This is a genomic window from Actinomadura macrotermitis (assembly GCF_009604375.1).
Taxonomy (GTDB): Bacteria; Actinomycetota; Actinomycetes; order Streptosporangiales; family Streptosporangiaceae; genus Spirillospora; species Spirillospora macrotermitis.
The window spans coordinates 300570-326718 of sequence record NZ_WEGH01000004.1; the positions used below are offsets into that span (position 1 = coordinate 300570).

The 26149-nt window shown below is 74.6% G+C and carries 21 protein-coding genes; 11 read left to right on the forward strand and 10 right to left on the reverse strand.

The features are described from left to right. Positions 1–11: 11 nt before the first annotated feature. Genes ACRB68_RS29915 through ACRB68_RS29925 form a run of 3 tightly spaced genes read right to left on the reverse strand, consistent with a single transcriptional unit; the run spans position 12 to position 2330 of the window. Positions 12–914 (reverse strand): complex I subunit 1 family protein, encoded by a 903-nt coding sequence (locus ACRB68_RS29915; RefSeq protein ID WP_328594955.1) that lies wholly within the window; start codon positions 912–914, stop codon positions 12–14. Continuing rightward, entirely contained in the window at positions 907–1992 is a 1086-nt protein-coding gene (locus ACRB68_RS29920) for a hypothetical protein (RefSeq protein WP_207709864.1), read from the reverse strand. The genes ACRB68_RS29915 and ACRB68_RS29920 overlap by 8 nt, the downstream gene beginning before the upstream one ends. Next, on the reverse strand, positions 1983–2330 hold the full coding sequence (locus ACRB68_RS29925; protein WP_153538424.1) for an NADH-quinone oxidoreductase subunit A: 348 nt from the start codon (positions 2328–2330) through the stop codon (positions 1983–1985). The genes ACRB68_RS29920 and ACRB68_RS29925 overlap by 10 nt, the downstream gene beginning before the upstream one ends. 245 nt (positions 2331–2575) lie before the next feature. On the opposite strand from ACRB68_RS29925, the gene ACRB68_RS29930 reads away from it, so the two are divergent. Then, a complete protein-coding gene (locus ACRB68_RS29930; RefSeq protein WP_153538425.1) occupies positions 2576–3529 on the forward strand; it encodes a carbohydrate kinase family protein in 954 nt (317 codons plus the stop codon). 15 nt (positions 3530–3544) lie between these two features. On the opposite strand, the gene ACRB68_RS29935 is transcribed toward ACRB68_RS29930, so the two are convergent. Continuing rightward, entirely contained in the window at positions 3545–5443 is a 1899-nt protein-coding gene (locus ACRB68_RS29935; protein ID WP_328594956.1) for an APC family permease, read from the reverse strand. Between the two features lie 307 nt (positions 5444–5750). Between ACRB68_RS29935 and ACRB68_RS29940 the strand changes: the two genes are divergently transcribed. Beyond that, a complete protein-coding gene (locus ACRB68_RS29940; protein ID WP_153538427.1) occupies positions 5751–7589 on the forward strand; it encodes a glycosyl hydrolase family 18 protein in 1839 nt (612 codons plus the stop codon). Between the two features lie 9 nt (positions 7590–7598). Here the strand turns inward: ACRB68_RS29940 and ACRB68_RS29945 are convergent, their stop codons facing one another. From ACRB68_RS29945 to ACRB68_RS29970, 6 genes are all read right to left on the reverse strand, one after another. Beyond that, positions 7599–9242: a phytoene desaturase family protein gene (locus ACRB68_RS29945; protein ID WP_153538429.1), complete on the reverse strand. Its 1644-nt coding sequence runs from the start codon at positions 9240–9242 to the stop codon at positions 7599–7601. 100 nt (positions 9243–9342) lie between these two features. After that, complete coding sequence (locus ACRB68_RS29950; protein WP_153538431.1) at positions 9343–10311, reverse strand: beta-ketoacyl synthase N-terminal-like domain-containing protein; 969 nt, start codon at positions 10309–10311, stop codon at positions 9343–9345. Next, a complete protein-coding gene (locus tag ACRB68_RS29955) occupies positions 10308–11567 on the reverse strand; it encodes a beta-ketoacyl-[acyl-carrier-protein] synthase family protein (protein ID WP_153538433.1) in 1260 nt (419 codons plus the stop codon). Before ACRB68_RS29955 ends, ACRB68_RS29950 begins: the two co-directional genes overlap by 4 nt. Positions 11568–11572: 5 nt before the next feature. Further along, complete coding sequence (locus ACRB68_RS29960) at positions 11573–11851, reverse strand: acyl carrier protein (protein WP_207709865.1); 279 nt, start codon at positions 11849–11851, stop codon at positions 11573–11575. Positions 11852–11860: 9 nt separating this feature from the next. Beyond that, positions 11861–13051 (reverse strand): alpha-hydroxyketone-type quorum-sensing autoinducer synthase, encoded by a 1191-nt coding sequence (cqsA, locus tag ACRB68_RS29965; protein ID WP_153538435.1) that lies wholly within the window; start codon positions 13049–13051, stop codon positions 11861–11863. A 461-nt stretch (positions 13052–13512) separates the two neighbouring features. Beyond that, entirely contained in the window at positions 13513–15189 is a 1677-nt protein-coding gene (locus ACRB68_RS29970; RefSeq protein WP_328594957.1) for a glycosyl hydrolase family 8, read from the reverse strand. 279 nt (positions 15190–15468) lie between these two features. Between ACRB68_RS29970 and ACRB68_RS29975 the strand changes: the two genes are divergently transcribed. The 9 genes from ACRB68_RS29975 (at position 15469) to ACRB68_RS30015 (ending at position 26131) form a co-directional block, all read left to right on the forward strand. Further along, complete coding sequence (locus tag ACRB68_RS29975; RefSeq protein WP_207709866.1) at positions 15469–17070, forward strand: discoidin domain-containing protein; 1602 nt, start codon at positions 15469–15471, stop codon at positions 17068–17070. A 110-nt stretch (positions 17071–17180) separates the two neighbouring features. Next, positions 17181–18413: an MFS transporter gene (locus ACRB68_RS29980; protein WP_153538437.1), complete on the forward strand. Its 1233-nt coding sequence runs from the start codon at positions 17181–17183 to the stop codon at positions 18411–18413. Continuing rightward, entirely contained in the window at positions 18410–19387 is a 978-nt protein-coding gene (locus tag ACRB68_RS29985; protein ID WP_153538439.1) for a TolB family protein, read from the forward strand. The genes ACRB68_RS29980 and ACRB68_RS29985 overlap by 4 nt, the downstream gene beginning before the upstream one ends. A gap of 106 nt (positions 19388–19493) precedes the next feature. Further along, positions 19494–20711 carry an ROK family transcriptional regulator gene (locus ACRB68_RS29990; protein WP_153538441.1) on the forward strand — a complete coding sequence of 406 codons (1218 nt, stop codon included), beginning with the start codon at positions 19494–19496 and terminating at the stop codon, positions 20709–20711. A 76-nt stretch (positions 20712–20787) separates the two neighbouring features. Beyond that, positions 20788–22107 carry an ABC transporter substrate-binding protein gene (locus ACRB68_RS29995; RefSeq protein ID WP_207709867.1) on the forward strand — a complete coding sequence of 440 codons (1320 nt, stop codon included), beginning with the start codon at positions 20788–20790 and terminating at the stop codon, positions 22105–22107. A 4-nt stretch (positions 22108–22111) separates the two neighbouring features. Beyond that, entirely contained in the window at positions 22112–23071 is a 960-nt protein-coding gene (locus ACRB68_RS30000) for a carbohydrate ABC transporter permease (protein WP_328594958.1), read from the forward strand. Then, entirely contained in the window at positions 23068–23913 is an 846-nt protein-coding gene (locus ACRB68_RS30005) for a carbohydrate ABC transporter permease (protein WP_153538443.1), read from the forward strand. The genes ACRB68_RS30000 and ACRB68_RS30005 overlap by 4 nt, the downstream gene beginning before the upstream one ends. Further along, entirely contained in the window at positions 23910–25160 is a 1251-nt protein-coding gene (locus tag ACRB68_RS30010) for a 6-phospho-beta-glucosidase (protein ID WP_153538445.1), read from the forward strand. Before ACRB68_RS30005 ends, ACRB68_RS30010 begins: the two co-directional genes overlap by 4 nt. Then, entirely contained in the window at positions 25157–26131 is a 975-nt protein-coding gene (locus ACRB68_RS30015; protein WP_328594959.1) for an N-acetylglucosamine kinase, read from the forward strand. Before ACRB68_RS30010 ends, ACRB68_RS30015 begins: the two co-directional genes overlap by 4 nt. Positions 26132–26149: the final 18 nt, after the last annotated feature.

Below are 26149 nucleotides of genomic sequence, written 5' to 3' on the forward strand. Positions count from 1 at the left end.
TCCCCTCCCCCTCAGTCCAGCACCACGAGGCCGACCACCAGCATCTGCAGGAGCGTGGCGGGGATCAGCACCGTCCACGCCACCTGCATGAACCGGTCCATCCGGACGACCGGCACCCGCTGCCGCACCCAGACCAGCGGGACCAGCACCGCGTACGTCTTCACCAGCGACCACGCCCACGCCGGAAGCCACGGCCCGGCGCCGCCGCCGAGGAACAGCGGCACCGCTGCCGCCGCCGCGACGGCCAGCAGCGCGAGCCGGCCGGCGAAGAACAGCAGCCGGTCCGGGCCGGCCAGCTCCAGCGGCACGCCGCCCGCCACATCGCCGGCGAGGGGATGGCCCATCGGCCCCCAGAAGGCCATCGCCAGCGCCGACAGCAGGTAGACCGCGAACGCCACCGGCATCCAGACCGCGAACCACAGCCCCTCCTGCGCGGCGGCCACCGCGCCGAGGTCGAGCGAGCCCGCCGCCAGCGCCGCGGTGATGAGCGCGAACATGTGCGGCAGCTCGTACGCCAGCCCCTGCGCCAGGAACCGGTACCCGCCGATCAGCGGGAACGCCGAGTCGGCGCCCCAGCCCGTCAGCCAGAGCGAGGCCCACGCGACGACCTCCATGGCGTTGAACCACACCACGCCGACCGATGACGGCAGCACGGGCGCGGCGCCGAGCGGGATCACCATCGCCGCCAGGAACGCCGCCACCGGCAGGCTGATCACTCCGGCGCGCATCAGCAGCAGATCCGCCCCGCGCGTCCGGCGGCGCTGCTGCAGAAGCAGCCGCACGCCTTCGCGCAGCGGGTCCGCAGGCCTGCCGCCGGCGCAGAACACCGCGTCCAGCGCGGCGGCCGAGCAAATCAGCCCGGCCAGCACCAGCGGGAGCGCCACCACGGCCCAGACCGGCGTCGCCTCACCCACCGGCGGCCTCCGCCGGAACGGCGAGCTGGTCGATGTCCGGATCCAGGCTCGCGACGGTAAGCCGAGCGGCCGCCAGCTCCGCCCCTTCCATCAGCCTCGGCAGAACGGCCAGCAGCGCTCCGCTCGGCCGCTGCCCGATCGGACCGCGCGGACCGCCGTCGCCGGTCAGCAGCGCCTGGGCATCGACTTGAGCGAGCGCCTGACCGATCTCGTCGAGCCTGCCGGTGAGGCGGTCGTGGGCATCACCGAGGTATCCGGCCAGCCCATACCGGCCCGCTGTCTCCGAGCTAAGGACACCCACGTCGGTGAGCATCCAGCGCAGCGTCCTTGACCTGCGTACGCGGCGGGCGAAGCCCGCATATCGTGCGGTCAGGGCCTCCGCGGGTGTGTCGGCGAGAACCTCGTCGCGTAGTGCGCGCGCTTGGTCGGCGGCGTGTTGCCAGCCCGCGACCGCCAGGAGCCGTCCTATGCCGTCCAGGTGGGATGCGGCGCGGCGGCGTTCCGCCTCGCCCACGGTGACCGGCTGCCCGGCGGCGGCGCGCAGCCATGGCCCGTCCCAGAACGACGGGCCTTCCGGGGCGTCCACCACGACGGTCTCGGCCGCCTGAACGATGTCGCCCTGCAGCGTCAGGCGGAGGGCGAGCCCGGCGGGCCAGTCGGCGAGGACGGGGCCGAGGGGGACGTGCAGGACGTCCAGCTTCAGGCCGTCCCGGTCCGCCGCCCGGTCCGCCATCGGGACGTCCTCGTCCTGGTGCGAGGGGGGCGCGGCGGGTTCGAGGGCGGTCGTTTCCAGTGCCGCCGCGATCTCCTCCCGCGACGCCGTCTCGCCCAGTCCGACCCGGGCCCGCGGGCCCGGCATGCCGTCCCATACCCGCTCGACCGCCGCACCGAGCCCCGCGCCGGGACGCCCGCACACGACCAGGACCGCCGCCGCCGGCGGGGCCGCGACGCAGCGGCGATCCCGCCGGCGCAGCTCCGCCTCCGCCCGCAGCCGCGTCCCGGTCGCACCGGGCGCGGCGACCAGGAACGACGGCGGGCGTGCCGCCGCGAACCGGGCGAGCCGGGCGCTCAGGACCACCGCAGCGCCCCTTCGCGCCAGGCGTAGAGCACCCCGGCCATGAGGAGCCCGAGGAAGGCGAACATCTCCACCACGGCCTTGGCGCCGACCGAGGCGACGACCAGCGCCCACGGGTACATGAAGACCATCTCCATGTCGAAGGCCAGGAAGAGCAGCGTCACCGCGTACCAGCGCACGTGGTAGCGCGACATCGCGTGCTCCTCCGGCCGCGCGCCCGACAGGAAGGGGCCGGCGGCCGGCGTGCCCGGCGGCGCGAGGGCGTACGACAGCGAGTAGACGGAGGCGATCACCACCGCCAGCAGGCCGAGCAGGGCGAGCACCGCCGCGTACGGCTCCATGGCGCGCCCTCCCCGAGACGATCTTCCCTTACGTCTCGTGATCCCCCGCGCACGGTCTGTTCATGCGGCGCGGGTCAGCCCCGGTGGGAGGCGGGCGAAGACCCGGCCGCCTTGGAGGACGGGACCTGACGGGCGGCGAGACGAGGTCTGTGCCGCCGAGTCGCGGGCCCGCCGCCGGTAACGGGTCGTAACGTGGTCCGCATCGCCGTCCCGCGGTCCCCGCCTCCGACCCGAAAGGCGCACCGATGGCCCAGCGCCCGATCGCCGTCCTCGGCGAATGCGTCGCCGACGCCTTCGCCGACACCGACCAGCCGCGGCCCGGCGAGCTCGCCCTGCGCTGCCTGCCGGGCGGCGGCCCCGCCAACACCGCCGTGGCGCTCGCCCGGCTCGGCGGCGCGGCGCGGCTGCACGCCCGGATCTCCGCCGACCCCTTCGGCGCGCTGTTCCGCGCGCACCTGGCCGGCTCGGGCGTGGACCTGTCGGCCGCGGTCGCGGCGGCGGAGCCGAGCACGCTCGCCATCGCCGCGCTGGACGGCGGCGGCCAGGCCGCGTTCTCCTTCCACGCCGAGGGCACCGCCGACTGGCAGTGGAGCGAGGCCGAGCTCGCCGCGGTGCCCGGCCCGGACGCCGCCTGCCTGCACACCGGCTCGCTCGCGCTCGTCCGCGAGCCGGGCGGCCGGCGGATCGAGGCGATGCTGGAGCGGGCGCGGGCGGGCGCCACCGTCTCCATCGACCCGAACGTGCGCCCGCTGCTGGTCGGCCCGGCCGGCTACCGGGAGCGGCTGCCCCGCTGGTGCGCGCTCGCCGACATCCTGCGCCTCAGCTCGGACGACCTGGAGCTGCTCATGCCCGGCGCCACCCCGGAGCAGGCCTGCGACGCCTGGCACCGGGCGGGCGTCCGGCTGGTGGTGGTGACCCTCGGCGGGAGCGGCGCGCTCGCGTCCCTGGACGGCGCCCGCGTCACCGTGCCCGCGCCCGCCGTCGAGGTGGTGGACACCATCGGCGCCGGCGACTCCTTCACCGCCGGGCTGCTGCACCGGCTCTCGCGCGCCGGGCGGCTCGGCGGCCGGCTGGACGGCCTCACCCTCGACGAGGTGGCCGCGGCGTGCCGCTTCGCGGTCCGCGTCGCGGCCCTCACCTGCTCGGTCGCCGGCGCGAACCCGCCGTGGGCGCACCAGCTCGCCGGCGCCCCGGCCTGACCGGGGCGCCAGCGGTCAGCCGACGTGCACCAGCGGGCGGCGCTCGGCGTCGGGCTCGGCCTGGCGCAGGATCTCGCGGGTCATCGGCGGGACGTCGCCGCCGCCGAAGACCAGGTAGCGCAGCAGCGCCCCCACCGGGTTGCCCTCGGCCCAGTGGAAGTAGATGTGCGGCTGCTTGCCGGTCTCGTCGCGCGCCTCCAGCAGGACCGCGGCGAGCGCGTTGGCGATGCTCGGGCTCTCCGCGGTCATGACCCGGTAGCCGTGGCGCTCCTCGGCGGTCACCCGCAGCTCGCTCTCGAACTCCGAGGCGTCCTTCACGGTGATCTCCAGGAAGACCAGGCCCTCGTCGCTGCGCAGCCGGTGCAGCTCCCACGCCTCGCGCGCCTTGTCGGCGTACTCCTTGTGGTCGCGCGCGTCGGGCTCGTTGGCGATGAAGCGGATCTCGCCCCCCTCGTTGAGGTAGCGGCGCGCCTCGTCGGAGAAGGCGACATCGGTGATGCGCAGCTCGGTCGAGCGGGTGGCGCGCGAGACCAGCGAGGTCACCACGATCGCGACGCAGAACAGCACCGCGATGACCAGGCCGTCGGGCCGCTCGACGATGTTGGCGGCGGTCGCGTAGACCAGGATCGCGGCGATGAAACCGAAGCCGACCGAGGCGGGGCGGCGGCCGCGCTTCCAGGCGGCGAGCGTCGCGGCGACCGCGGCCGACAGGATCAGCGCCAGCACGCCGGTGGCGTAGGCGCCGCCCTGCGCCTCGACCTCGGCGCGGAACAGCAGCGTGATCGCGAACGAGATGCCGGTGAAGATCAGCACCATCGGCCGGGTGGCCCGGGTCCAGTCCGGCGCCATCCCGTAGCGGGGCAGGTAGCGCGGCACGATGTTGATCAGGCCGGCCATCGCCGAGGCGCCGGCGAACCACAGGATCGCGACCGTGGACAGGTCGTAGGCGGTGCCGAACCAGTCGCCGAGGTAGCGGTGCGCCAGGTAGGCCAGGGCGCGGCCGTTGGCCTGGCCGCCCTCCTCGAACTCCTTCTTCGGGATCAGCACCGTGGTGGCGAAGCTGGAGGTGATGAGGAAGACGCTCATCAGCGCGGCGGCCGTGGTCAGCAGCTTGCGCGCGCCGCCGATGCGCTGCTCGATGTTCCCCTTGACCAGCGGCATCACCGCGACGCCGGTCTCGAAGCCCGACAGGCCGAGGGCGAGCTTGGGCATCACGAACAGCGACACCGCGATCATCGCGACCGGGCTGGAGTAGTCCGAGGTCAGCACCGAGCGCCAGTCGGTCACCTTGCCGGGGTGCTGCACGACCTCGGCCAGCGCGGTGCCGATCACCACCACGTTCAGCGTGAGGTAGACCGCCACCAGCACCACCGCGATCGAGATCGCCTCGCTGAAGCCGACCAGGAACACCGCGCCGAGCGCCGCGATCAGCGCCAGCGTCACCGGGATCTGCCAGTCGGCCACGCCGGCCGGCACGAACGGGTTGTGCAGCAGGTGCGCGGAGGCGTCGGCGGCCGACAGCGTGATCGTCACGATGAACGCGGTGGCCACGAAGCCGAGCAGGAACAGCACCAGCAGCTTGCCGCGCCAGCCCGGCAGCAGCTTCTCCAGCATCGACAGCGAGCCGAGCCCGTGCGGGCTCTGCCCGGCCACCGACCGGTAGACCGGCAGCGCGCCGAACAGGGTGAGCGCGACGAGCAGCAGCGTCGCGATGGGGCTGAGCGCGCCGGCGGCGAGCGCGGCGATGCCCGGCTGGTAGCCGAGGGTGGAGAAGTAGTCGACGCCGGTCAGGCACATCACCTGCCACCAGCGGTGCTGTTTGTGCGGCGGTTCCTCGTGCTCGGGGACGTGCTGGTGGTGCGGCCCCGCCTTGCGCCCGGGGCGGTGCAGCCCCTGAAGCAGCCACTGCCGCACCGACGATCCCCCGGAGGGTTGGGCTGACGTGCTCACCGGCGTTCCACCTGTGCTCTCTTGCTGTCCGTTGGGGCAGGACAAGCTATCCGACCGAGTTGGACGTGGCATGCCCCGGTGCGGTTTCTCCATGCCTGCCCGCCGATGACTCCAGCGTGCCGGGTAGACCGGTGCGCGGCCGCCAGACGATCTTGTCCGGGCTCTTGATACCCCCTGGCGGCGAAGTTACGATCGGCGCAATTTCTTAGGAAACTTTCCTAAGAGAGAGTGAGATTCCTGCTGGTTCGGGGGCCGAACGAACGGGAGAATCATGTCCAGATCCGGCGGACGGCGGGCCATCGCGCTCGTCGGCGCGCTCACGCTGGCGGCGGCCGGCGCACTGGTGGCGGCACCCCCGGCGCCCGCGGCCGGGGCCGTCACCGCGACCTGTGCCAAGACCTCGGACTGGGGCACCGGCTTCGAGGGCAAGTGCACCGTCAAGAACGGGACCACCGCGGAGATCAAGAGCTGGAAGGTGGAGTTCGACCTGCCCGCCGGGACGTCCGTCGGCTCCACCTGGGACGCGGCCAAGACGGTCGCGGGCGACCACTACACCTTCACCAACGTCGGCTGGAACGGCACCGTCGGCGCGGGCGGCACGGCCAGCTTCGGGTTCGGCGGCACCGGGTCCGGCTGGATCACCGGCTGCAAGGTCAACGACGGCGCCTGCGACGGATCCGGCGGCCCCGCCGGGGACACCCAGGCCCCGACCGCGCCGGGCGGCCTGCGCAGCACCGCCAAGACCGCGACCAGCGTCTCGCTGGCCTGGACCGCCTCCACCGACAACGTCGGCGTCACCGGCTACGACGTCTACCAGGGCGCCGCCAAGGCCGACACGGTGACCGGGACGAGCGCCACCGTGACCGGGCTGACGCCGAAGACCGCCTACTCCTTCACCGTCAAGGCCCGCGACGCGGCCGGCAACGTCTCCGCCGCGTCGGCCGCGGTCAGCGTCACCACCGACGACGGGCCGACCACGCCGCCCCCGCCCGGCGGCAAGAAGGTCATCGGCTACTTCACCGACTGGGGCGTCTACCAGCGCAACTACCACGTCAAGAACATCGACACGAGCGGCTCGGCGGCCAAGCTCACCCACATCAACTACGCCTTCGGCAACGTCCAGAACGGGCAGTGCACCGTGGGCGACAGCTACGCCGACTACGACCGGTTCTACTCGGCCGCCGAGAGCGTGGACGGGCAGGCCGACACCTGGGACAACGGCGCCCTGCGCGGCAGCTTCAACCAGCTGCGCAAGCTGAAGAAGAAGTACCCGAACCTGAAGGTCCTCTGGTCGTTCGGCGGCTGGACCTGGTCGGGCGGCTTCGGCCAGGCCGCGGCGAACCCGGCCGCGTTCGCCGACTCCTGCTACAAGCTCGTCGAGGACCCGCGCTGGGCGGACGTGTTCGACGGCATCGACATCGACTGGGAGTACCCCAACGCCTGCGGGCTGACCTGCGACACCAGCGGGGCCGCCTCCTTCAAGAACCTGCTGGCGGCGCTGCGCGCCAAGTTCGGGTCGTCCAACCTGGTGACGGCCGCCATCACCGCCGACGGCTCCTCCGGCGGCAAGATGGACGCCGCCGACTACGGGGGCGCCGCCCAGTACGTCGACTGGTACAACCCGATGACCTACGACTTCTTCGGCGCCTGGGACGCCAAGGGCCCGACCGCCCCCCACTCTCCCCTCACCTCCTACCCGGGCATCCCGCAGCAGGGCTTCTACAGCGACGCCGCCATCCAGAAGCTGAAGTCCAAGGGCGTCCCGGCGGGCAAGCTGCTGCTCGGCATCGGCTTCTACGGGCGCGGCTGGACCGGCGTCACGCAGGACACGCCCGGCGGCACCGCGACCGGCGCGGCGCCGGGCACCTACGAGGCCGGCATCGAGGACTACAAGGTCCTGAAGGGCAAGTGCCCGGCGACCGGGACCGTCGCCGGCACCGCCTACGCCAAGTGCGGCAGTGAGTGGTGGAGCTACGACACCCCGGCCATCATCGGCGGGAAGATGGGCTACGCCAAGGACCAGGGCCTCGGCGGCGCCTTCTTCTGGGAGCTGAGCGGCGACACCTCCAACGGCGAGCTCATCGCCGCGATCAAGGGCGGCATCGGCTAGCACCGCCCCCTAGACCGTGCCCGGGCCGCCGACCGCTGCGGTGGCCCGGGCACCGCGCGTCCGGCGCGAGCCGCGCGACACCTGGAGCGGGTCGAAGGCGGCGCCCCGCGCGGGCAGGCGGGCCGGGTCGCCGAGGACGGCGCCCGCGTGGACCTCCGGCAGCAGGTCGCGGCCGAGGACGCGGCCCGCGGCGGTGATGCCGCTGACGGCGGCGCCGACGATCCCCGACCCGTACCGGGTGTCCTGCCCGGCGACGTAGAGGCCGTCGACGGAGGTCCGCACGTCGGGGCGGCGGTGGACGCCGCCCCAGTCGCCGAGGCCGAAGGGCGTGCCGCCGCTGCCGCCGGTGAAGCGCCGGTTGGTGCGGGCGGTGGCGGTCTCCAGGTGGACGACGTGGGCGCGCAGCGGGCCGAGCAGCTCCTCGGCGATGTCCAGCAGCTCGGCGGTGAGCCGGTCCTTGGCGGCGAGATAGCCGGGGTCGCGGCGGTAGTCCGGCGGGCCGGGCGGCGCCGGCGGGACCAGCGTCATGACCTGGAAGTTGGCGTGGCCGGGCGGGCAGACCGCCCGCGCGCCCGGGTCCTTGACCGAGGCGAACGACAGGAAGGCCATGGGCGGCTCACCCGTGCCGAGCGCCCGGTAGGCCGCCTCGGCGTCGGCGTCGCGCCACCACCACAGGTTCGCGTTCGGGATGTCCAGGGGCCGGTCCAGCGCGACGTACAGGACGGCCGCCGCCGCCCGCATCGTGGCGTCCCGGGTGCGGTCCACCAGCGGGCGCGGGAGCGCGGCGTCCGCGCACAGCTCCAGGACGGTGTGCCGGTAGTCGGCGTTGGAGACCACGACGGGCGCCCGGACGGCGGTGCCGTCGTCCAGCACGACGCCGGTGGCCCGTCCCCCGCCCGTGGTGACGCGCCGGACCGGGCAGCGGGTGCGGACCTCGCCGCCGTGCGCCTCGATCACCTCGACCAGGGTGGCGGGCAGCAGCTGGCCGCCGCCCGCCGGGTAGTAGGCGCCGCGCAGGTAGTGGTCGATCATGGCGGCGTGCGCGGTGGCCGACGTGCCCGACGGCGGCGCGCCGTAGTTGCCCGACTGCGCGGCCAGCAGCGTCCCGGCGCGGGCCGACAGCCCGCACGCGGCGAACAGCCCGGCCAGCGACCCGGCGCCCGTTCGCAGCAGGTCCACGTCCGAACGCGAGGGCGCGGCGCTCGACAGCGACCGGCCCCGGAGCGCCGCGGCGAGCGCCTCCAGGGTCCGCACGCACCGGGTGATCCCGGGCGCCTCGGCGGGCAGCGCGGCGGTGAGCCGGTCCAGGTAACGATCCCACCCGACCGGCACGTCCACCGTCAGCCCAGGCAGCAGCACCCGGTCGAACCCGTCGGGCTCCAAGGGCAGGAAGGCGACACGGCCGTCGGCGCCGAGCCCCGCCAGGATCGCCGGGATGACGCCGCCGGGTCCGCAGTCGCCGAGGTAGTGGACGCCGACGTCGAACTCGTAGCGGCCGCGCCGCCGGAACACCTGGCCGTTGCCGCCCGCGACGGTGTGCCGCTCGGCGACCAGCACCCGCAGCCCCGCCACCGCGAGATAGGAGGCGCAGACCAGCCCGCCGATCCCGGCCCCGACGACCACCGCGTCGTAGCTCTCATCACTGGAGGTCAATGCGCACCTCCAAGCCGACCCCGGCGACCACGCCCGCCGGGGTGGCGGCCGGCGCGCGGCTCCAGAGCCGTCGCGGCGATCATGCTCCGCAGGCTCGTGGTCAAGGCGCACCTACCAGGCGGCCGTGGTGGTCATGCTCGCCGGGCCGGTGGCCGGGGCGCAGTTCCAGGACGGCGGCGGCGGTCATGCCGGCCGGGTCGGCGGCCGTCACCACGACCGTCCGGCCGGACGTGCCGCCGCCTGTGGCGAGGGCGGCGGCGATCTGGAACACCGCCGACACCGCGCCGGTGTCGCCGATCAGCGCGGCGACGTCGGGCACCTCGGCCGCGGCGGGGACGCCGGCCGCGGCCAGGGCGCGGCGGCGCACCTCGGCGACGCCGGTGTCCAGCGCCGAGTGCACCGCGAGCACCCGGGCCAGCGCGCCGGGCGCGCCGGGCGGTTCCAGGCGCAGCACCCCGGCGCCCTCGCCGAGCCGGGCCGGCGCGCCGGAGCGGGCGTGGTGCTCCAGCCAGGAGCGGGCCGCCGAGCACTCCTCGGCCGCGCCGCACAGCACGGTGGCCGCGCGGCCCGCGGCGAGCAGCCGGCGGGCGTAGGCGAGCCCGAGCAGGCCGGCGGCACGGCCGCCCGCGATCGTGGTGTTCGGGCCGGTGAGGCCGTAGCGGATCGCGCTGAAGCCCGCCGCGCAGTTCATCACCGCGCCCGGGACGGCGGACGGCTCCACGTCGAAGGGCCGCTCCCCCGTCAGCGACGCGCGGGTGAAGTCCATCATCGACTGGACGCTGCCGCTGGTGGTGCCGAGGACGAGCGCCGCGTCCGGCTCGGGCCGCGCCGCCGCCAGCGCGCCGACGGCGGTGACGGCGAGGCCGGTCACCCGGTTCATCGCCCGGGTGCCCTTCCCGCCGAGCGCCGTGCGCGGGTCGAAGCCGGGCACCCGGCACACCTCGGCGCCGGGCACGCCCGCGGGGTCGGGCTCGGCGGCGGCGGGCCGCCGGGACCGGACGCCGGCGGCGAACGAGGCCGCGCCGACGCCGTACGGCGACACCGCCGACCAGCCGGTGATGTCCATCATGACGCCGCCTCGTGGCGGCCGAACAGCACGACGGCGTTGTTGCCGCCGAACGCCATCCCGTTGTTCTGCACCACCCGCAGGTCCGCCTCGACGGCGGTGTTCGGCACGCAGTCGATCTCGCAGGCCGGGTCGGTGCCGCGGTGGTTGATGGTCGGCGGCACGAACCGGTGGGTGATCGCCAGCGCGCAGGCGGCGGCGGCGAGCGCGCTCGCCGCGCCCATGGTGTGGCCGAGCATCGACTTCAGCCCGACCGTGCGCGGCGGCTCCGGCCCGTACACCGCGCGGATGGCGCGGGCCTCGGTGACGTCGTTGGCCTTGGTGCCGGTGCCGTGCGCGGAGATCAGGTCGACGTCGCCGGGCGCCACGCCGGCGTCGTGCAGCGCCAGCTCCATGCAGCGGGCGACGCCGTCCTGGTCGGGCGCGACCGGGTGGCGGGCGTCGCAGTTCAGCCCGTAGCCGAGCACCTCGGCGTAGACGCGGGCGCCGCGGGCGAGCGCCGCGTCCCGGCTCTCCAGCACCAGCACCCCGGCGCCCTCGCCGGGCAGGATGCCGCGCCGGCCCGCGTCGAAGGGGCGGCACTGGTCCGGGGCGACGGTGCCGAGCCGGTAGAACGCGGTGAAGGTCTTGCGGCAGACCGCGTCGGCGCCGCCGCACAGGGCGATGTCGGCGTCGCCGGAGCGGATCGCGTCCAGGCCGTCGCCGATGGCGTGGTTGCCGGCCGAGCAGGCGGTGCCGATCGTCGTCGCCTCCACGTCGGTGAGGCCGAGCTCGCGGGCGACCGCGGCCGACAGGCCCGGCGCGGGGACGCGGCGGACGGCCGCGGGGTCCAGCCCGGCCGGGCCGCCGGCGAGCTCGGCGGCGGTGAGGCCGTCCAGCTCGTGCGACCCGCCGTCGGTGGTGCCGATGGACACCTGGCAGCGGACGGCGCGCAGGTCGGCCTCGGCCAGCCCGGCGTCGGCCGCCGCCATCCGCCCGGCGGCGGCCGCGAACTGGGCGGCGCGGCCGAGGTCGCCGGGCGGGACGCGGCGCAGCCGGCGGTCCGGCTCGAAGCCGGTGACCGGGCAGCCGGTGGCGTGCGCGTACCCCGTGGTGTCGAACGCGGTGAGCGGGCGGGCGGCGCTCCGGCCGGCCCGCAGCGCGGCGGCGAACCCGGCCGCGCCCGTGCCGATGCCGGAGAGCACCCCGAGGCCGGTCACCACGACCCGGCGGCGCCGGGCATGCGGCCCCGGGGTGGTCAGGGCGGGAGAGGCGGGCATCGGGGTCACCAGGGCGGCGCGGCGTCGAGCACGGCCCGCACGCCCCGGACGTCGACCATCTTCGGCAGCTCCTCCTGGTCGATGGCGACCCGGAACTCGCGCTCCAGCGCGGCGAGCACGTCGATCAGCGCCATCGAGTCGGCGCCGTGGTCCTCCACGAACAGGTCGCCCTCCCCGATCTCGGCCGGATCGACCTCCAGATGCTCGGCGACGATCCGGATGATCCTCTCGGTGCGGGTGTCGGTCAGGGTCGGCGTGGCGCTGGTCAGCACGGCACTCCTCAACTGGGTCTCCTAACGGGCGGCCGCGAGGCGGCGGGTGGACGTCTCTGCGGGCGGCGCGACCTCGTCCCGGACGGCCGCGCAGGCGGCCAGCACGCGGGCGAGGTCGGCGCGGGTCAGCCCGCTGTGCGCCGACAGGCGCAGCACGGCGCGGTTGCGCGGCACCGCCGGGTGCGCGAAGGGCGCGCCGAAGACGCCGTGGGCGTCCAGCGCGGCGCGCAGCCGGCGCAGCCGGTCCTCGCCGCCGGCGGGCAGCGAGACGATCTGGCTCTCGCTCGGCGCGATGTCGTAGCCGAGGCCGGTGAGGCCCTCGCGCAGCGCGGCGGCGTTGCGGGCGAGGCGCACCCGCCGGTCGCCGGCGGTGCGCACCAGGCCGAGCACGGCCCGCAGGCCGGCCACGTCGTGCGGCAGCAGCGTCGAGCTGAAGATCGCGCCGGGGGCGTGGTAGGGGAGGTAGCCGGCGACGCGGCGGGAGCAGGCGATGAGGCCGGCCCGGCCGGCGAACGCCTTGGACAGGCTCGCGGTGCGGTAGGCGACGCGGTCGGCCAGGCCGAGCGCGGGCACCAGGCCGGCGCCGGCCGGGCCGAGCACGCCGAGCGAGTGCGACTCGTCGGCGACCAGCTCGCAGCCGGTCCGCGCGGCCACCTCGGCCAGCGCGGCCAGCGGACATCGGTCGCCGGACACGCTGTACAGGGCGTCGAAGACGATCAGGCCGGGGCCGTGGCGGCGGGCCAGGCGCTCCAGGTGCCCGGTGTCGTTGTGCGCGAACGGGCGGGCGACGGCGCCGGCCGCCTCGATGCCGGCCCACATGGAGGCGTGCGCGGCGGCGTCCACGTAGACCGGGGAGCCGGGGCGCGCGACCGACTGCAGGAGCCCGACGTTGGCGGCCCAGCCGGACTGGCAGAGCACGACCGCCGGGGCGCCGAGGAAGGCGGCGAACCGTTCCTCCAGCTCGCGCAGCGGGTCGCCGTCGTCGACGAACACCCCCGACATCAGCGGGCCGCTGCCGCTGGCGCGCAGCGCCGCGATCTGCGCGCGGGCGACGGCCGGGTGGCGGCCGAGCGCCAGGTAGTCGTTGCTCATCAGCACCACGTCACCGCGCCGGGCCGGCGGCCGGTCCCGGAACAGCGCGCCGCCCCAGCCCGCCTGCCGCGCCTCCCAGGCGGCGAGCCGGTTCGGCAGGGATCCCACGACGTCGTGCACCGGCGCTCCATCCTGTGATCAAGACCTTGGACAAGACCTTGTGGTCAAGGTCGTCCCGACCCCACGAGTGTGACACTCGGTGATCGTCGATCACGCTGTGTGCTTGAAGCTTTTACTGGATGCCGACCGGGACCCCCCGTAGGTATCTTCCGCGGATTCTTCGCGCAAGGCGGCCCGGCGCGGCCGAGTCCCGGCCCCTTTTCGGTCCCCTTCCGCACCCTTTTCGGTCCTGCACTGTCCGGAAAGGTGCCCGATGATGCCCGGTTTGCTGCATGACCTTTTCGGTCGGCGCGCAATCAGCGAAACCGTGCAGCGTATCGGTTCCCGGCGTAGATCGCCGGGACCGTGCTCCGGCGGTGTTTGCCGAGTTTCTCAAACTGTGAAGCTCGCCGCGGCGCCGGAAAGGGGCGGCCCCTCTGGCGCAGGTGCGCCAGAGGGGCCGCCGAGGGGCCGCGCGGGTGTCAGGGGCGCCAGAAGTTGCCGCTGACGGCGATCATCGTCTGCAGGTGGATGCTGGCGGAGTAGTAGTCCCCGCCGTTCACCTGGCCGGCGGCCAGCTTGGCCCACAGGGCGTCCAGCCACGCCTGCGCGCCCGGGTCGCTGAGGGCGGCGACGGCGAACGGCGCCCAGAAGGCGGCGTCGTGGTCGCCCGACAGCTGGGAGCCGCCGAGCGTGTAGCCGTTCTTGATCTTGGCGGGGTCGCCGCCGGTCTTCTGCCGGATCCAGCCGCTCAGCTTGCGCACCGCGGCGGTGGAGCGGGCGTCGCCGGTGGTGGCGGCGTCCACGCCGAGGCGCCACGGGTCACGGCAGGCGTTCCACCAGTAGGCGCCGTCGTTCGGGTCCTCCAGCACCTTGCCCTGCGCCGGGCGCGGAGTGGTCGTGGTGTTCTGCACGAAGTCGGGCAGCAGCCCGGTGGAGCCGGCGTAGTCGCGCTGCAGCGCCGCGATGACGTTCTGGTGCTTCTCCCGGATGGTGTCCCAGGTGGTGTCGCCGGTCGCCTGGCGGAACGCGCGCATGTGCCCGATCATCCAGTCCGAGGAGCGCGAGATCTGCCGGTCGGCGCCGCTCGCCCAATCGCCCGCGAGCAGCATGTGGGTGCTGCCGTCGACCTCCGACCTCTTGATCGCGTTGATCCGCTTCAGCGCGAGCGCGCGGTAGTCGTAGGTCCCCGAGCTGCCCCACTGCCGGTCGGCGAGCAGCAGGCCGTAGGCGATGTCCAGGTCGCCGTCGGTCGCCGAGTCGCTGCCGTTGACGCTCTTGCAGGAGGTGTCCTGCTCGGCGGCGGCGAGGTCGGGGTCGTTCACCGACTTGTGCGCCAGGACGAACTTCAGGATGCCGTCGAAGATCTTCTTGGCGTTCGGGTCGGCGCCCGCCATCGTGGCGCTGACGACCAGCCCGTAGCCCTGGCCCTCGGCGACGTAGGGGTGGTCGGCGTCCGGCGAGATGACCTCGTACCAGCCGTTGCCGCAGTTCTGCTTGACGAAGGCGTTGCGCCACTGCTCGTAGTAGCGCACCACGGCCTGGTCGACGGTGCTCTGCGCGCCGGACGGCTTGAGCGTGCCGGTCACGTACGGCTTCAGGTGGCTGCCGAACGGGACCGCGCCGCCCGTCGTGGGCGGCGGGGTGGTCGGGGGCGGGGTGGTGCCGCCGTCGCCGTACAGCTCCAGCTCCCACAGCGAGTAGCCGTAGGAGGTGGCGCGCTTGGTGCCGTACACGCGCACGTAGCGGCCGGTGGCGGTGACGGACACGTCGTCGGTGCCGCCGTCGCCCGTGGTGGTCGAGTAGGCGCTGGTCCAGTTCGTGCCGTCGGCGGAGACCTCGATGCGGTAGGCCGAGGCGTAGGCGGCCTCCCAGCGCAGCACGGCCCGGCGCAGGGGCTGCGCCGAACCGAGGTCCACGCTGATCCACTCGGGGTCGTGGCCCTCCTGGCTGGCCCAGCGGGAGGTGGCGCTGCCGTCGACGGCGGCGGCGCCGCCGAACGCGGCGGACTCGCTGGAGGAGACCTGGACGGGGCGGTTCAGCGCCAGGTTCTCGCCGGCCGCCGACGCGCCGGGCAGCGGCCCGGCGATGGCGAGGCCCCCGATGGCGAGGGTGAGGGCGGACAGCAGGGCGGTGAGCTTGCGGGGCGGTGCGGGCACGGGCGGCTCCGGGACTCGGGAGAGGGCACGCCCTCTCCGGCGGGGGGTTGCACGGTCCGACCCAGGCCCGGGTCGCTCGCAACGTAGATCGATCCCGGGGCGCCGTCAAGGGGTTCGAAAGGAAGGCTTCCTAACCCGGTGGTGCTCCGGCCGCGTTCACCTGAGTTTTCCCGTCCGGCTGTTGACAGTGGTGGGCGCGGATGCTGTGATTCTCCGCAAGTTAGGGAACTTTCCTAACTATCGGGGGGTCCGGTAAGCCGTCCCCGCCTGGAGGCGAAGTTGAGTCTTCGACCGTTCCGCACCACCGGCCTGATCCTGCTGTCCGCCGCCGCCCTCGCCCTGCCGGCGACGGTCGCGGCGAGCGCGCAGAACGCCGGCCCGGCAGCCCGCCTGGCCGCAGAGACCCTGCTCTCGCGCGGCAAGCCCGTCACCACCTCCTCCACCGAGACCGCCGAGTTCGCCGGCGCCAACGCCGTCGACGGGAGCACCACGACCCGCTGGGCGAGCCAGGAGGGGCACGACCCCGAGTGGATCACCATCGACCTCGGCGCGCCCGCCGCGCTGACCCGGGTCAAGCTGAACTGGGAGGACGCCTACGCCTCCTCCTACCGCATCGACCGCTCCACCGACGGCACGACCTGGACCAGCGCCTACTCGACCAGCTCGGGCGACGGCGGCGTCGACGACCGCGCCGTGACGGGCACCGCCCGCTACGTGCGCGTCTACGGCCGGGCCCGCGGCACCTCCTACGGGTACTCGCTGTGGGAGGTCGAGGTCTACGGCACCCCGTCCGGGCCCGACACCCAGGCGCCGAGCGTCCCCGCCGGCCTGCGGGTCACCGGCACGACCACCACCTCGGTGTCGCTCGGCTGGTCGCCGTCCACCGACGACACCGGCGTCACCGGCTACGACGTGCTGCGCGACGGCGCCGTGGTGGCCTCGCCCGCCGGGACGTCCTACACCGACACCGGCCTCACCACCGGGCAGACCTACTCCTACACGGTGCGGGCCCGCGACGCCGCCGGCAACGTCTCGGCGGCGAGCGCGGCCGTGCCGGGCGTGCCGAAGGCGGGCGAGACGACGTTCGTCGCGACCGCCGCCGGCGACATCTCCGAGCACTGCAAGGCCTCCAGCAGCAGCTGCGGCGCGCAGCAGACCGCCAAGCGCATCGAGGCGATCAACCCCGACGAGATCCTCACCCTCGGCGACAACCAGTACGACACCGGCAGCCTCGCCGACTACAAGGCCTACTACGACACCACCTGGGGCCGGTTCAAGGCCAAGACGCGGCCGGTGCCCGGCAACCACGAGTACAACGACGCGACCGAGACCGCCGCCGACTACAAGTCCTACTTCGGCGCCCGCGCCACCCCGCAGGGCAAGACCTACTACAGCTGGGAGCGCGGCGGCTGGCACATGATCGCGCTGGACTCCGAGCTGTCGATGTCGGCGACGTCCGCCCAGATCAAGTGGCTGGAGGCCGACCTGGCCGCCAACACCAAGAAGTGCGTGGCCGCCTACTGGCACAAGCCGCTGTACAGCTCGGGCCCGCAGGCCGACGCGGTCAGCAAGCCCGCCTGGCAGGTGCTGTACAAGTACCACGCCGACCTGGTGCTGAACGGCCACGACCACCTGTACGAGCGGTTCGCCCCGCAGAACGCCTCCGGCGGCGCGGCGGCCGACGGGCCGCGCGAGCTGCTGGTCGGCACCGGCGGCGCGAGCACCTACGACTTCGAGAGCACCCAGCCCAACAGCCAGAAGCGGATCACCGACATCTTCGGCGTGCTCAAGCTGACGCTCGCCGACGGCTCCTACACCGCCGACATGGTCCACCAGGACGGCCGGACGCTCGACACCACCGGCCCGACCGCCTGCCACTAGTCCCCCCGCACGTGGTCCGGCGCCCGCAGACCCAGGCCCGGTACGGCGGGCGCCGGACCACCCCGTCCCCTGGAGGAGCCATGCCCCGACGTCCCGGCGGGCGGTGAGGGATGTACATCGCCGACGCCGCCGCCCTCGCCCCGCACCGCCCCCGCGTGCCGCGCGCCGTCCCGGCCAACGTGCTGGCGCTCGGCGCGGTCAGCCTGGTCACCGACGTGTCCTCGGAGATGGTCACCGCCGTCCTGCCGATGTACCTGGTGCTCGGGCTCGGCCTCAGCCCGCTGCAGTTCGGGATGCTGGACGGCCTGTACTTCGGTGTCACCGCGTTCGTGCGGCTCGCCGCCGGGCACGCCGCCGACCGGGGCCGCCGCCACAAGCTCGTCGCCGGGATCGGCTACGGGCTGTCGGCGGTCTGCAAGCTCGGGCTGCTCGCGGCGGGCGGCGCCGTCGGCGCGCTCGGCGCGGTCGTCGCCGCCGACCGGACCGGCAAGGGCCTGCGCACCGCCCCGCGCGACGCGCTGATCTCGCTGAGCGCGGCGCCGGACGCGCAGGGCCGCGCGTTCGGCGTGCACCGCGCGATGGACACCGCCGGCGCGTTCCTCGGCCCGCTCGCCGCGTTCGCGGTGCTGTGGTCGACGGCCGGCGCCTACGACGCGGTCTTCGTCGTGTCCTTCTGCGTCGCCGCGCTCGGCGTGCTGCTGCTCGTCCTCTACGTCAAGGACCACCGCGGGCCGGCGCAGCACCGCGCGGCGGTGTCGCTGCGGGCCGCGCTGCGGCTGCTCGGCGACCCGGCCGTGCGGCGGGTGTGCGTCGTGGCGGTGGCGCTCGGCCTGGTGACGGTCGGCGACGCGTTCGTCTACCTGCTGCTGCAGCGGCGCCTCGGCATGGCGCCGGGCTACTTCCCGCTGCTGCCGCTCGGCACGGCGGGCGTGTACCTGCTTCTGGCCGTGCCGCTCGGCCGCGTCGCCGACCGGACCGGCCGGTACGCGACGTTCCTGGCCGGTCACCTGGCCCTCGCGGGCGCCTGCGCGCTGCTGCTCACCCCCTGGTCGGGCGCGCTGCTGCTGGTCCCGGTGCTGGTCCTGCACGGCGCGTTCTACGCCGCGACCGACGGCGTGCTGATGGCCGTGGCCGCGCCGCTGTTCCCCGAGGGGCTGCGCAGCAGCGGCCTCGCGCTGGTGCAGACGGGGCAGGCGACGGCGCGGATGTTCGCCTCGGTGCTGTTCGGCGCCGCGTGGACGCTGTGGGGCGCGCGCCCCGGGCTCGCCGTCATGACGTGCGGGCTGCTCGCGGGCATCGCGGCGGCCTGGACGCTCGCACCGTCACGGAAGGGGAAGGCATGAACGAGGGACGCCGCCGCACGGTCGTCGTCGTGGCCGCCGCGGGCCTGCTCGCGGCGACCGGGGCGACCTACTCGGCCATGGCCGCCCGCCGCGACGACCCGGGCCCGCGCGCCGCGACCCTGGACCTCGGCCGCGGCGGGCAGCTGATGTACCGCGCGGGGAGCGGGCGGGTGGCGTCGGCACCGCTGGCCGCGCCCGCGTCCGCCCCCGCGCTCGGCGCCCGCTCCTGCGCCCGGTTCTACGCCGCGAACGGCACCGGCGCGTGCCTGGCCACGCAGGCCGGGCCGGTGCCGGGGACGTCCATGACCGTCCTGGACCGGTCGATGCGCGAGGTGGGGAAGGTCAAGCTGGCGGGCGTCCCCAACCGCGCCCGGGTGTCACCGAGCGGCCGGATGGTGTCGTGGACGGTGTTCGTACGCGGCGACGCCTACAACGAGACCGGCTTCTCCACCTGGACCGGCATCCTGGACACCCGCACCGGCTACACCGTCGTCAACATGGAGCAGATCCCGCTGTTCAAGGACGGGCGCCGCTACCGCTCCCCCGACGTCAACTACTGGGGCGTGACGTTCGCGGCCGACGACAACCGCTTCTACGCCTCGATGTCGAGCAAGGGCAGGACCTACCTGGTGCAGGGCGACTACGGCGCGTGGGAGGCCAAGGTCCTGCGCGAGAACCTGGAGTGCCCGTCGCTGTCGCCGGACGGCAGGCGGCTGGCGTTCAAGAAGCGCGTCTCGGCGGACCCGGCCAGGCCGTGGCGGCTGTACGTGCTGGACCTGGCGACGATGCGCGAGACGGCGCTCGCCGAGACCGCGAGCGTCGACGACCAGGCGGCGTGGCTGGACGACCGGACCGTCATGTACGCGCTGCCCCGCCAGGGCGGCGGCAGCGACGTGTGGTCGGTGCCGGCGGACGGGAGCGGCACGCCGTCCCGGCTGGTTCCGGGCGCTTCCTCCCCCGTCGCGGTGCGCTGAGGTGAACGGCTCTTGACGCGGAGGTGGCCGCTCTCTAGATTTCAGAGTTAGGAAACCTTCCTAACTTTCAATGGACGACCGTCCGCCGCACGAGGAGCCCCCTTCCATGACCGCATCCGTCCCCGGCACCCCCAGCCTGCTGCGCGCGATCAACGATCGCGCCGCGCTGGAGGCGCTGCTGGCGCACGGTTCGCTCAGCCGGCCCGAGCTCGGCCGGCTCACCGGCCTGTCCAAGCCGACCGCCGGCCAGCTGCTGGCCCGGCTGGAGCAGGCCGGGCTGGTACTGCGCGACGGCATCCGCGAGGGCTCCCCCGGCCGCACCGCCGAGCTGTACCGGCTGAACCCCGCCGCCGCGCACGCCGCCGCGCTGGACGTCACGCCCGAGCGGATCGCCGCCACCGTCGCCGACCTCGCCGGGACAGTCCTCGGCGAGTACGAGCTGCCCACCCCGGGCCGCTCGGCCGGCGACGTCGTCGCGCGGGCCGCCGCCGCCGTGGACGGCGCCGCCGCGGCGGCCGGGCTCACCCGGGACCGGATCGACCGCGCGGTCATCGGCATCCAGGGCGCGCTGGACCCCGCCACCGGCCGCCTCGGCTACGCCAGCCACCTGCCCGGCTGGCACGGCCCGGGCATCTGCGACCGGCTCGCCGCCGGGCTCGGCCTGCCGGTGGAGATCGAGAACGACGTCAACCTCGCCGCGCTCGCCGAACTGGCCGCCGGGCAGGCGGCCGGCGTCCGCGACTTCGTGCTGCTGTGGGTGTTCGCCGGGGTCGGCATGGGCATCGTGCTGGACGGCGTGCTGCACCGCGGCGCGACCGGCGGCGCGGGCGAGATCGGCTACATGCCCGCCGCGGACGCCCCGCTCGTGCGCGGCGTGCGGCGCGGCGGCACCGGCCCGGTGCAGTCCCTCACCGGCGGCCCGGCGGTGCTGCGGCTGCTGCGCGCGCACGGCTTCCGCGGCCACGACGCGACGGTCGCGCTGCGCCGCGCCGTCGCGGCGCTGGACGGGGGCGCCGGCCCGCAGGCGGCCGAACGCGCCGAGCAGGCCCGCGCCGCGCTGACCGAGCTGGCCACCCGCCTCGCCGCCACCCTCGCCACCGTGGTCGCGGTGCTGGACCCCGGCATGATCGTGCTGTCGGGCGACGTGCTGCGCGCGGGCGGCGAGCCGCTGCGCGACCTGGTCGAGGAGCAGCTGCACACCCTCACCGTCCCCCGCCCCACGGTCCGGCTCGGCTCGGTCGAGGGCAACCCGATCCTCGCCGGCGCCCTCCAGCTCGCCCTGCGCGACGTGCGCGAGGAGGTCTTCACCCGCTCGCTGCCCTGACCAGGGCCCTGATCCCCCGCTGCTCCCTCCAGCCCCCCACGCGGCCGAGGCCGCACCCCCCGAAGGAGACCCAGGAGTGCACCTGTCACCACGGCCGGCCGCGCTGGCCACGGCCGCCGCATCCCTTGTCCTCGCCGCCGGCTGCACGGCGTCCGGCGGCCAGGGCACCGGGCCGAAGGCCGACGCGCCGCAGACCATCACCGTCTGGCACGGCTGGAGCGCCGACGCCGAGGCCAAGGCGTTCGAGAACGCCGTCGCCGGCTTCCGCAAGGCGCACCCGAACATCACCGTCAAGGTGGTCAAGGACCAGACCGACGACCGCATCACCAACGCCATCCGCGGCGGCAACCCGCCGGACGTGGTCGCCTCCTTCACCACCGACAGCGTCGGCCAGTGGTGCCAGAGCGGCGCCTGGCAGGACCTGGCGCCCTACATCAAGAAGAGCGGCGTCGACCTGGCCCAGTTCCCCAAGGCCGTCCAGGACTACACCCAGTTCAAGGGGCGGCGGTGCGCGATGCCGCTGCTCGCCGACACCTACGGCCTGTACTACAACAAGGCGCTGATGAAGGGCGAGCAGCCGCCGAAGACGATGAGCGAGCTGACCGCGCTCGCCAAGAAGCTGACGGTCCGCGACCCCGACGGCACCATCAAGGTCGCCGGGTTCATGCCGTCGGTGCAGTACTACGAGCACGTCCCGCAGCACATCGCGCCCCAGTTCGGCATCCGCTGGCTCACCCCCGAGGGCAAGGGCGGCTTCTCGGGCGACCCGAACGTCGCCGCCTACCTCAAGTGGAACAAAGAGCTGATCGACTGGTACGGCTACGCCAACGTCAAGAAGTTCCTGCGGTCGATGGGCCAGGAGTTCGAGGCGTCCAACCCCTTCCAGAAGGGGAAGGTCGCGATGGCCGTCGACGGCGAGTGGCGCACCATGTTCCTCAAGCGCGAGGCGCCCAAGGTCGACTACGGCACCGCGCCCGCGCCGGTCGCCGACGACCGGGCCGCGCAGTACGGCGGCGGGTTCATCGCCGGCACCGTGATGGGCGTGCCGCGCGGGTCGCAGCACGCGCAGGCGGCATGGGAGTTCGTCCGCTTCCTCACCACCGACACCGCCGCGCTGGTCGGCCTCGCCAACGAGCTCGGCAACGTGCCGAGCACGATCCCCGCGCTGGCCTCGCCCGACCTGAGGCTTCCGCCGCAGTTCGCCACGTTCCTGCAGATCTTCAAGCACCCGGCGAGCACCACCACCCCGCCGACGCCGAACGGCAACGACTACGTCGTGAAGTTCCAGCAGTTCGTGCAGGACCAGTGGGAGCCCGGCCGGGTCCGCGACCTGGACGCCTCGCTGCGCGACCTGGACAACAGGATCGACAAGTCGCTGCAGCTGAACGGCGGCTGACCAGGTGACCGCCCTGTCCCTGGCCCGGCGGCGCGCCGCCGGGCCCCGCGCGCGGCGCCGCCGGTCACCGGCCGTGCCGCTCTTCCTGGCGCCCTGGCTCGTCGGCGCGGTGCTGCTGTTCGGCTACCCGCTGGCGGCCACCGTCTACTTCTCCTTCACCCGCTACGACCTGTTCACCCTGCAGTACGCGGGCCTGGACAACTACCGCTACCTGCTGCACGACGGCGACGCCTGGCGGGCCATGCGCAACACGATGTGGCTCGTGGTCGTGGTCGTCCCGCTGCGGGTGCTGTTCGGGCTCGGCGTCGCCCAGCTGCTCACCCGCGTCCGGCGCGGCGGCTCGCTGCTGCGGTCGGTGTTCTACCTGCCCTACCTCATCCCGCCGGTGTCGGCGACGGTCGCGTTCGTGTTCGTGATGAACCCCGGCACCGGCCCGGTGCCCGCGATCGCCCGGCGCCTCGGGGTGGACCTGCCGGACTTCTTCAACGAGCCGGCCTGGGCCAAGCCCGGCCTCGCGCTGCTCGCGCTGTGGGCGGTCGGCGACGTGATGATCATCCTGCTGGCGGCGCTGCTGGACGTCCCGGTGTCGCTGCACGAGGCCGCCGCGATCGACGGCGCCGGCCCCTGGCAGCGGTTCCGGCACATCACGCTGCCGACCGTCAGCCCGGTGCTGGCGTTCGCCGCCGTCACCGGCGTCATCGAGATGCTGCAGTACTTCACCCAGGCCCTCGTGGCGGCCAAGGTCGCCGCCGGGCAGGCCGACCAGCCCGGCACCCAGTTCGCGCCCGGCTTCCCCGACGGGTCCACCCTCACCTATCCCCAGTGGCTCTACGACGAGGGCTTCCGGCAGTTCAACATGGGGTACGCGTGCGTGCTGGCGCTGGTGCTGTTCGCCGTCGCGATGGCCTTCACGCTGGTGCTGCTCCGCCGGTTCCACGCCTTCACCGACGCGGAGGCATCATGACGATGGCACTTCCGGCGGGCGGCTCGCGCGGGCGCCGCGCGCTGCTGTGGGTCGCCACCCACGCCCTGGCGGTCGCGCTCGCGGTGATGTTCCTCGCGCCGCTGGTCTTCATGGCGCTGACCGCGGTGATGAGCGACCGCCAGGCGCTCAGCGGGTCGCTCTGGCCGACCGAATGGCACTGGGAGAACTTCCGCCGCGTGTTCTCCGGCGACATGGTCCGCTGGACGGTGAACAGCCTGGTCTACGCGACCCTGGCCACCGTCCTCGGCCTGGTGAGCAGCGTGCCCGCCGCCTACGCGCTCGCCCGGTTCCGGTTCCGCGGCCGCAAGCTCGCGCTGGTGCTGGTCGTGTCGATGATGATGCTGCCGCCGCAGGTCACGATGGTGCCGCTCTACATCGTGTGGGCGCGGTTCCACCTGACCGGCACGCTGTGGCCGCTGATCCTGCCGAACCTGTTCGGCGACGCGTTCTCCATCTTCCTGCTGCGGCAGTTCCTCATGACGATCCCGCGCGAGTACGCCGACGCCGCCCGCGTCGACGGCTGCGGGGAGCTGCGCACGATGCTGCGGGTCGTGCTGCCGATGGCGCGGCCGGCGATCGCCGCCGTCGCGCTGTTCCAGTTCTTCTACTGCTGGAACGACTACTTCGGCCCGCTCGTCTACGCCCAGCCCGAGAACTGGACGCTGGCGGTCGGCGTCGCCTCGTTCCGCGCGGCGCACCACGTGGAGTGGAACCTCACCATGGCCGCCACCCTGCTGGCCGCCGCGCCGGTGATCGTCGTGTTCTTCCTCGCGCAGCGGGTCTTCGTCCAGGGCGTGACACTGACAGGAGTCAAAGGTTGAAACTCACCGTCGTCGGGGGCGGCTCCACCTACACCCCCGAACTGGTCGACGGCATCGCCCGGCTCGCCGGCACGCTGCCCGTCACCGAACTGGTCCTCACCGATCCCGCCGCGGCGCGGCTGGAGCTGGTCGGCGGCGTCGCCGCCCGGATGCTGGCCCGCACCGGGCATCCCGCGACCGTCCGCACCACCACCGACCTGGACGACGCCGTCGCGGGCGCCCAGGCCGTGGTGATCCAGCTGCGCGTCGGCGGGCAGGCCGCCCGGCACGGCGACGAGACGCTGCCGCTCGCGTGCGGCTGCGTCGGGCAGGAGACGACCGGCGCGGGCGGCCTGGCCAAGGCGCTGCGCACCGTCCCGGTGGTGCTGCGGGTCGCCGAGCGGGTCGCCGCCCTCGCGCCGGACGCCTGGATCGTCGACTTCACCAACCCCGTCGGCATCGTCACCCGCGCCCTGCTGGACGCCGGGCACCGCGCCGTCGGCCTCTGCAACGTCGCGATCGGGTTCCAGCGGCGGTTCGCGGCGCTGCTGGACGTGCCGCCCGCCGAGGTCGCCCTCGGCCACGCCGGCCTGAACCACCTGACGTGGGTGCGGTCGGTGACGGCCGGCGGGCAGGAGGTGCTGCCGAAACTGCTCGCCGACCACGCCGAGGGCATCGCCGCCGACGTCGGGCTGCCACCGGACCTGCTGCGGCGGCTCGGCGTCGTGCCGTCGTACTACCTGCGCTACTTCTACGAGCACGACCGGGTCGTCCGCGACCAGCTGGACGCGCCGTCGCGCGCGCAGGAGGTCGCCGCGATGGAGGAGCGCCTGCTGGAGATCTACGCCGACCCGGCGCTGGACACCAAGCCCGAGCTGCTGGAGAAGCGCGGCGGCGCCTACTACTCCGAGGCCGCCGTCGACCTGATCGCCTCGCTGCTCGGCGACCGGGGCGACGTGCAGGTCGCCAACGTCCGCAACGGCGGGACGCTGCCGTTCCTGCCGCCGGAGGCGGTCGTGGAGGTGCCCGCGCGGATCACCGCCGCCGGGGCCGTCCCGCTGCCGGTGCCGCCGCTGGAGCCGCTGTTCGCCGGGCTCGTCGCGCACGTGTCGGCCTACGAGGAGCTCGCGCTGGACGCGGCGCTGCACGGCGGGTACGACCGGGTGCGCACGGCGCTGCTGGCGCACCCGCTGATCGGCCAGATCGAGCAGGCCGACCGGCTGGCCGCCGACCTGCTCGCCGCCGAGGCCGCGCGGAGGGAGCGGTGAGCGGCGCGCCGCTGGTCGCCGTGGACGGCGGCAACAGCAAGACCGACGTCGCCGTCCTCACCGCGGACGGCAGGCTGCTGGCCACCGGGCGCGGCGGCGCGTTCCGGCCGCAGCTGGACGGCGTCGGGCCCGCCGTCGCCGAGCTGGCCGTCGTCGTCGACGACGCGCTGCGCCGCGCGGGCGTGCGCGCCGGCGAGGTGGCGCTGCTGACCGCGTGCCTGGCCGGCGCGGACCTGCCCGAGGAGGAGGCGGTCCTGGAGAAGGCGCTGCTGGAGCGGCGCTGGACCGGGTCCGTGCACGTCGCCAACGACACCTTCGCGCTGCTGCGCACCGGCGCGGCGGCCGGGTGGGGCGTCGCGGTCGTGTGCGGCGCGGGCATCAACTGCGTCGGCGTCGGCCCGGACGGCGCGCTCGCCCGCTTCCCCGCGCTCGGCCGCATCACCGGCGACTGGGGCGGCGGCGCCTCCCTCAGCGAGGCGGTGATGTGGCACGCGGTCCGCGCGGAAGACGGCCGCGGCCCGGGCACGGCGCTCGCGGCGGCGGCCGCCGCGCACTTCGGCCTGGACCGCGCCACCGACGTCGCGCTCGCCGTGCACGCCGGCACTCTGCCCGAACGGCGCCTGCTGGAGCTGGTGCCGGTACTGCTGGACGTCGCCGATCAGGGGGACCCGGCCGCGGAGGGCATCGTCGCCCGGCAGGCCGGGGAGATCGTGCTGCTCGGCGTCGGCGCGCTGCGGCGGCTCGGGCTGCTGGAGACCCCGGCCGAGGTGGTGCTCGGCGGCGGCGTCCTGCGGGCGCGGCGGCCGGTGCTGATGGAGCCGGTCGCCGAGGGCTTCGCCCGCGAGGCGCCGCACGCGCGGCTCGTCGTGGCGGAGGCGCCGCCGATCCTCGGCGCCGCGCTGCTCGCCCTGGACCGGCACGGCGCGCCCGCCGGGGCCGAGACCGCCCTGCGGGCCGCGTACCACGCCTGACCTGGGACCCCGCGGGCG

Excerpts from the sequence above, each read along its gene's own strand:
- ACRB68_RS29955 (WP_153538433.1), bottom strand. The coding sequence starts at position 11,567 with ATGCCCGCCTCTCCCGCCCTGACCACCCCGGGGCCGCATGCCCGGCGC.
- ACRB68_RS29985 (WP_153538439.1), top strand. The coding sequence starts at position 18,410 with ATGAACGAGGGACGCCGCCGCACGGTCGTCGTCGTGGCCGCCGCGGGC.
- ACRB68_RS29940 (WP_153538427.1), top strand. The coding sequence starts at position 5,751 with ATGTCCAGATCCGGCGGACGGCGGGCCATCGCGCTCGTCGGCGCGCTC.
- ACRB68_RS29980 (WP_153538437.1), top strand. The coding sequence starts at position 17,181 with ATGTACATCGCCGACGCCGCCGCCCTCGCCCCGCACCGCCCCCGCGTG.
- ACRB68_RS30005 (WP_153538443.1), top strand. The coding sequence starts at position 23,068 with ATGACGATGGCACTTCCGGCGGGCGGCTCGCGCGGGCGCCGCGCGCTG.
- ACRB68_RS29930 (WP_153538425.1), top strand. The coding sequence starts at position 2,576 with ATGGCCCAGCGCCCGATCGCCGTCCTCGGCGAATGCGTCGCCGACGCC.
- ACRB68_RS29950 (WP_153538431.1), bottom strand. The coding sequence starts at position 10,311 with ATGATGGACATCACCGGCTGGTCGGCGGTGTCGCCGTACGGCGTCGGC.
- ACRB68_RS29990 (WP_153538441.1), top strand. The coding sequence starts at position 19,494 with ATGACCGCATCCGTCCCCGGCACCCCCAGCCTGCTGCGCGCGATCAAC.
- ACRB68_RS29925 (WP_153538424.1), bottom strand. The coding sequence starts at position 2,330 with ATGGAGCCGTACGCGGCGGTGCTCGCCCTGCTCGGCCTGCTGGCGGTG.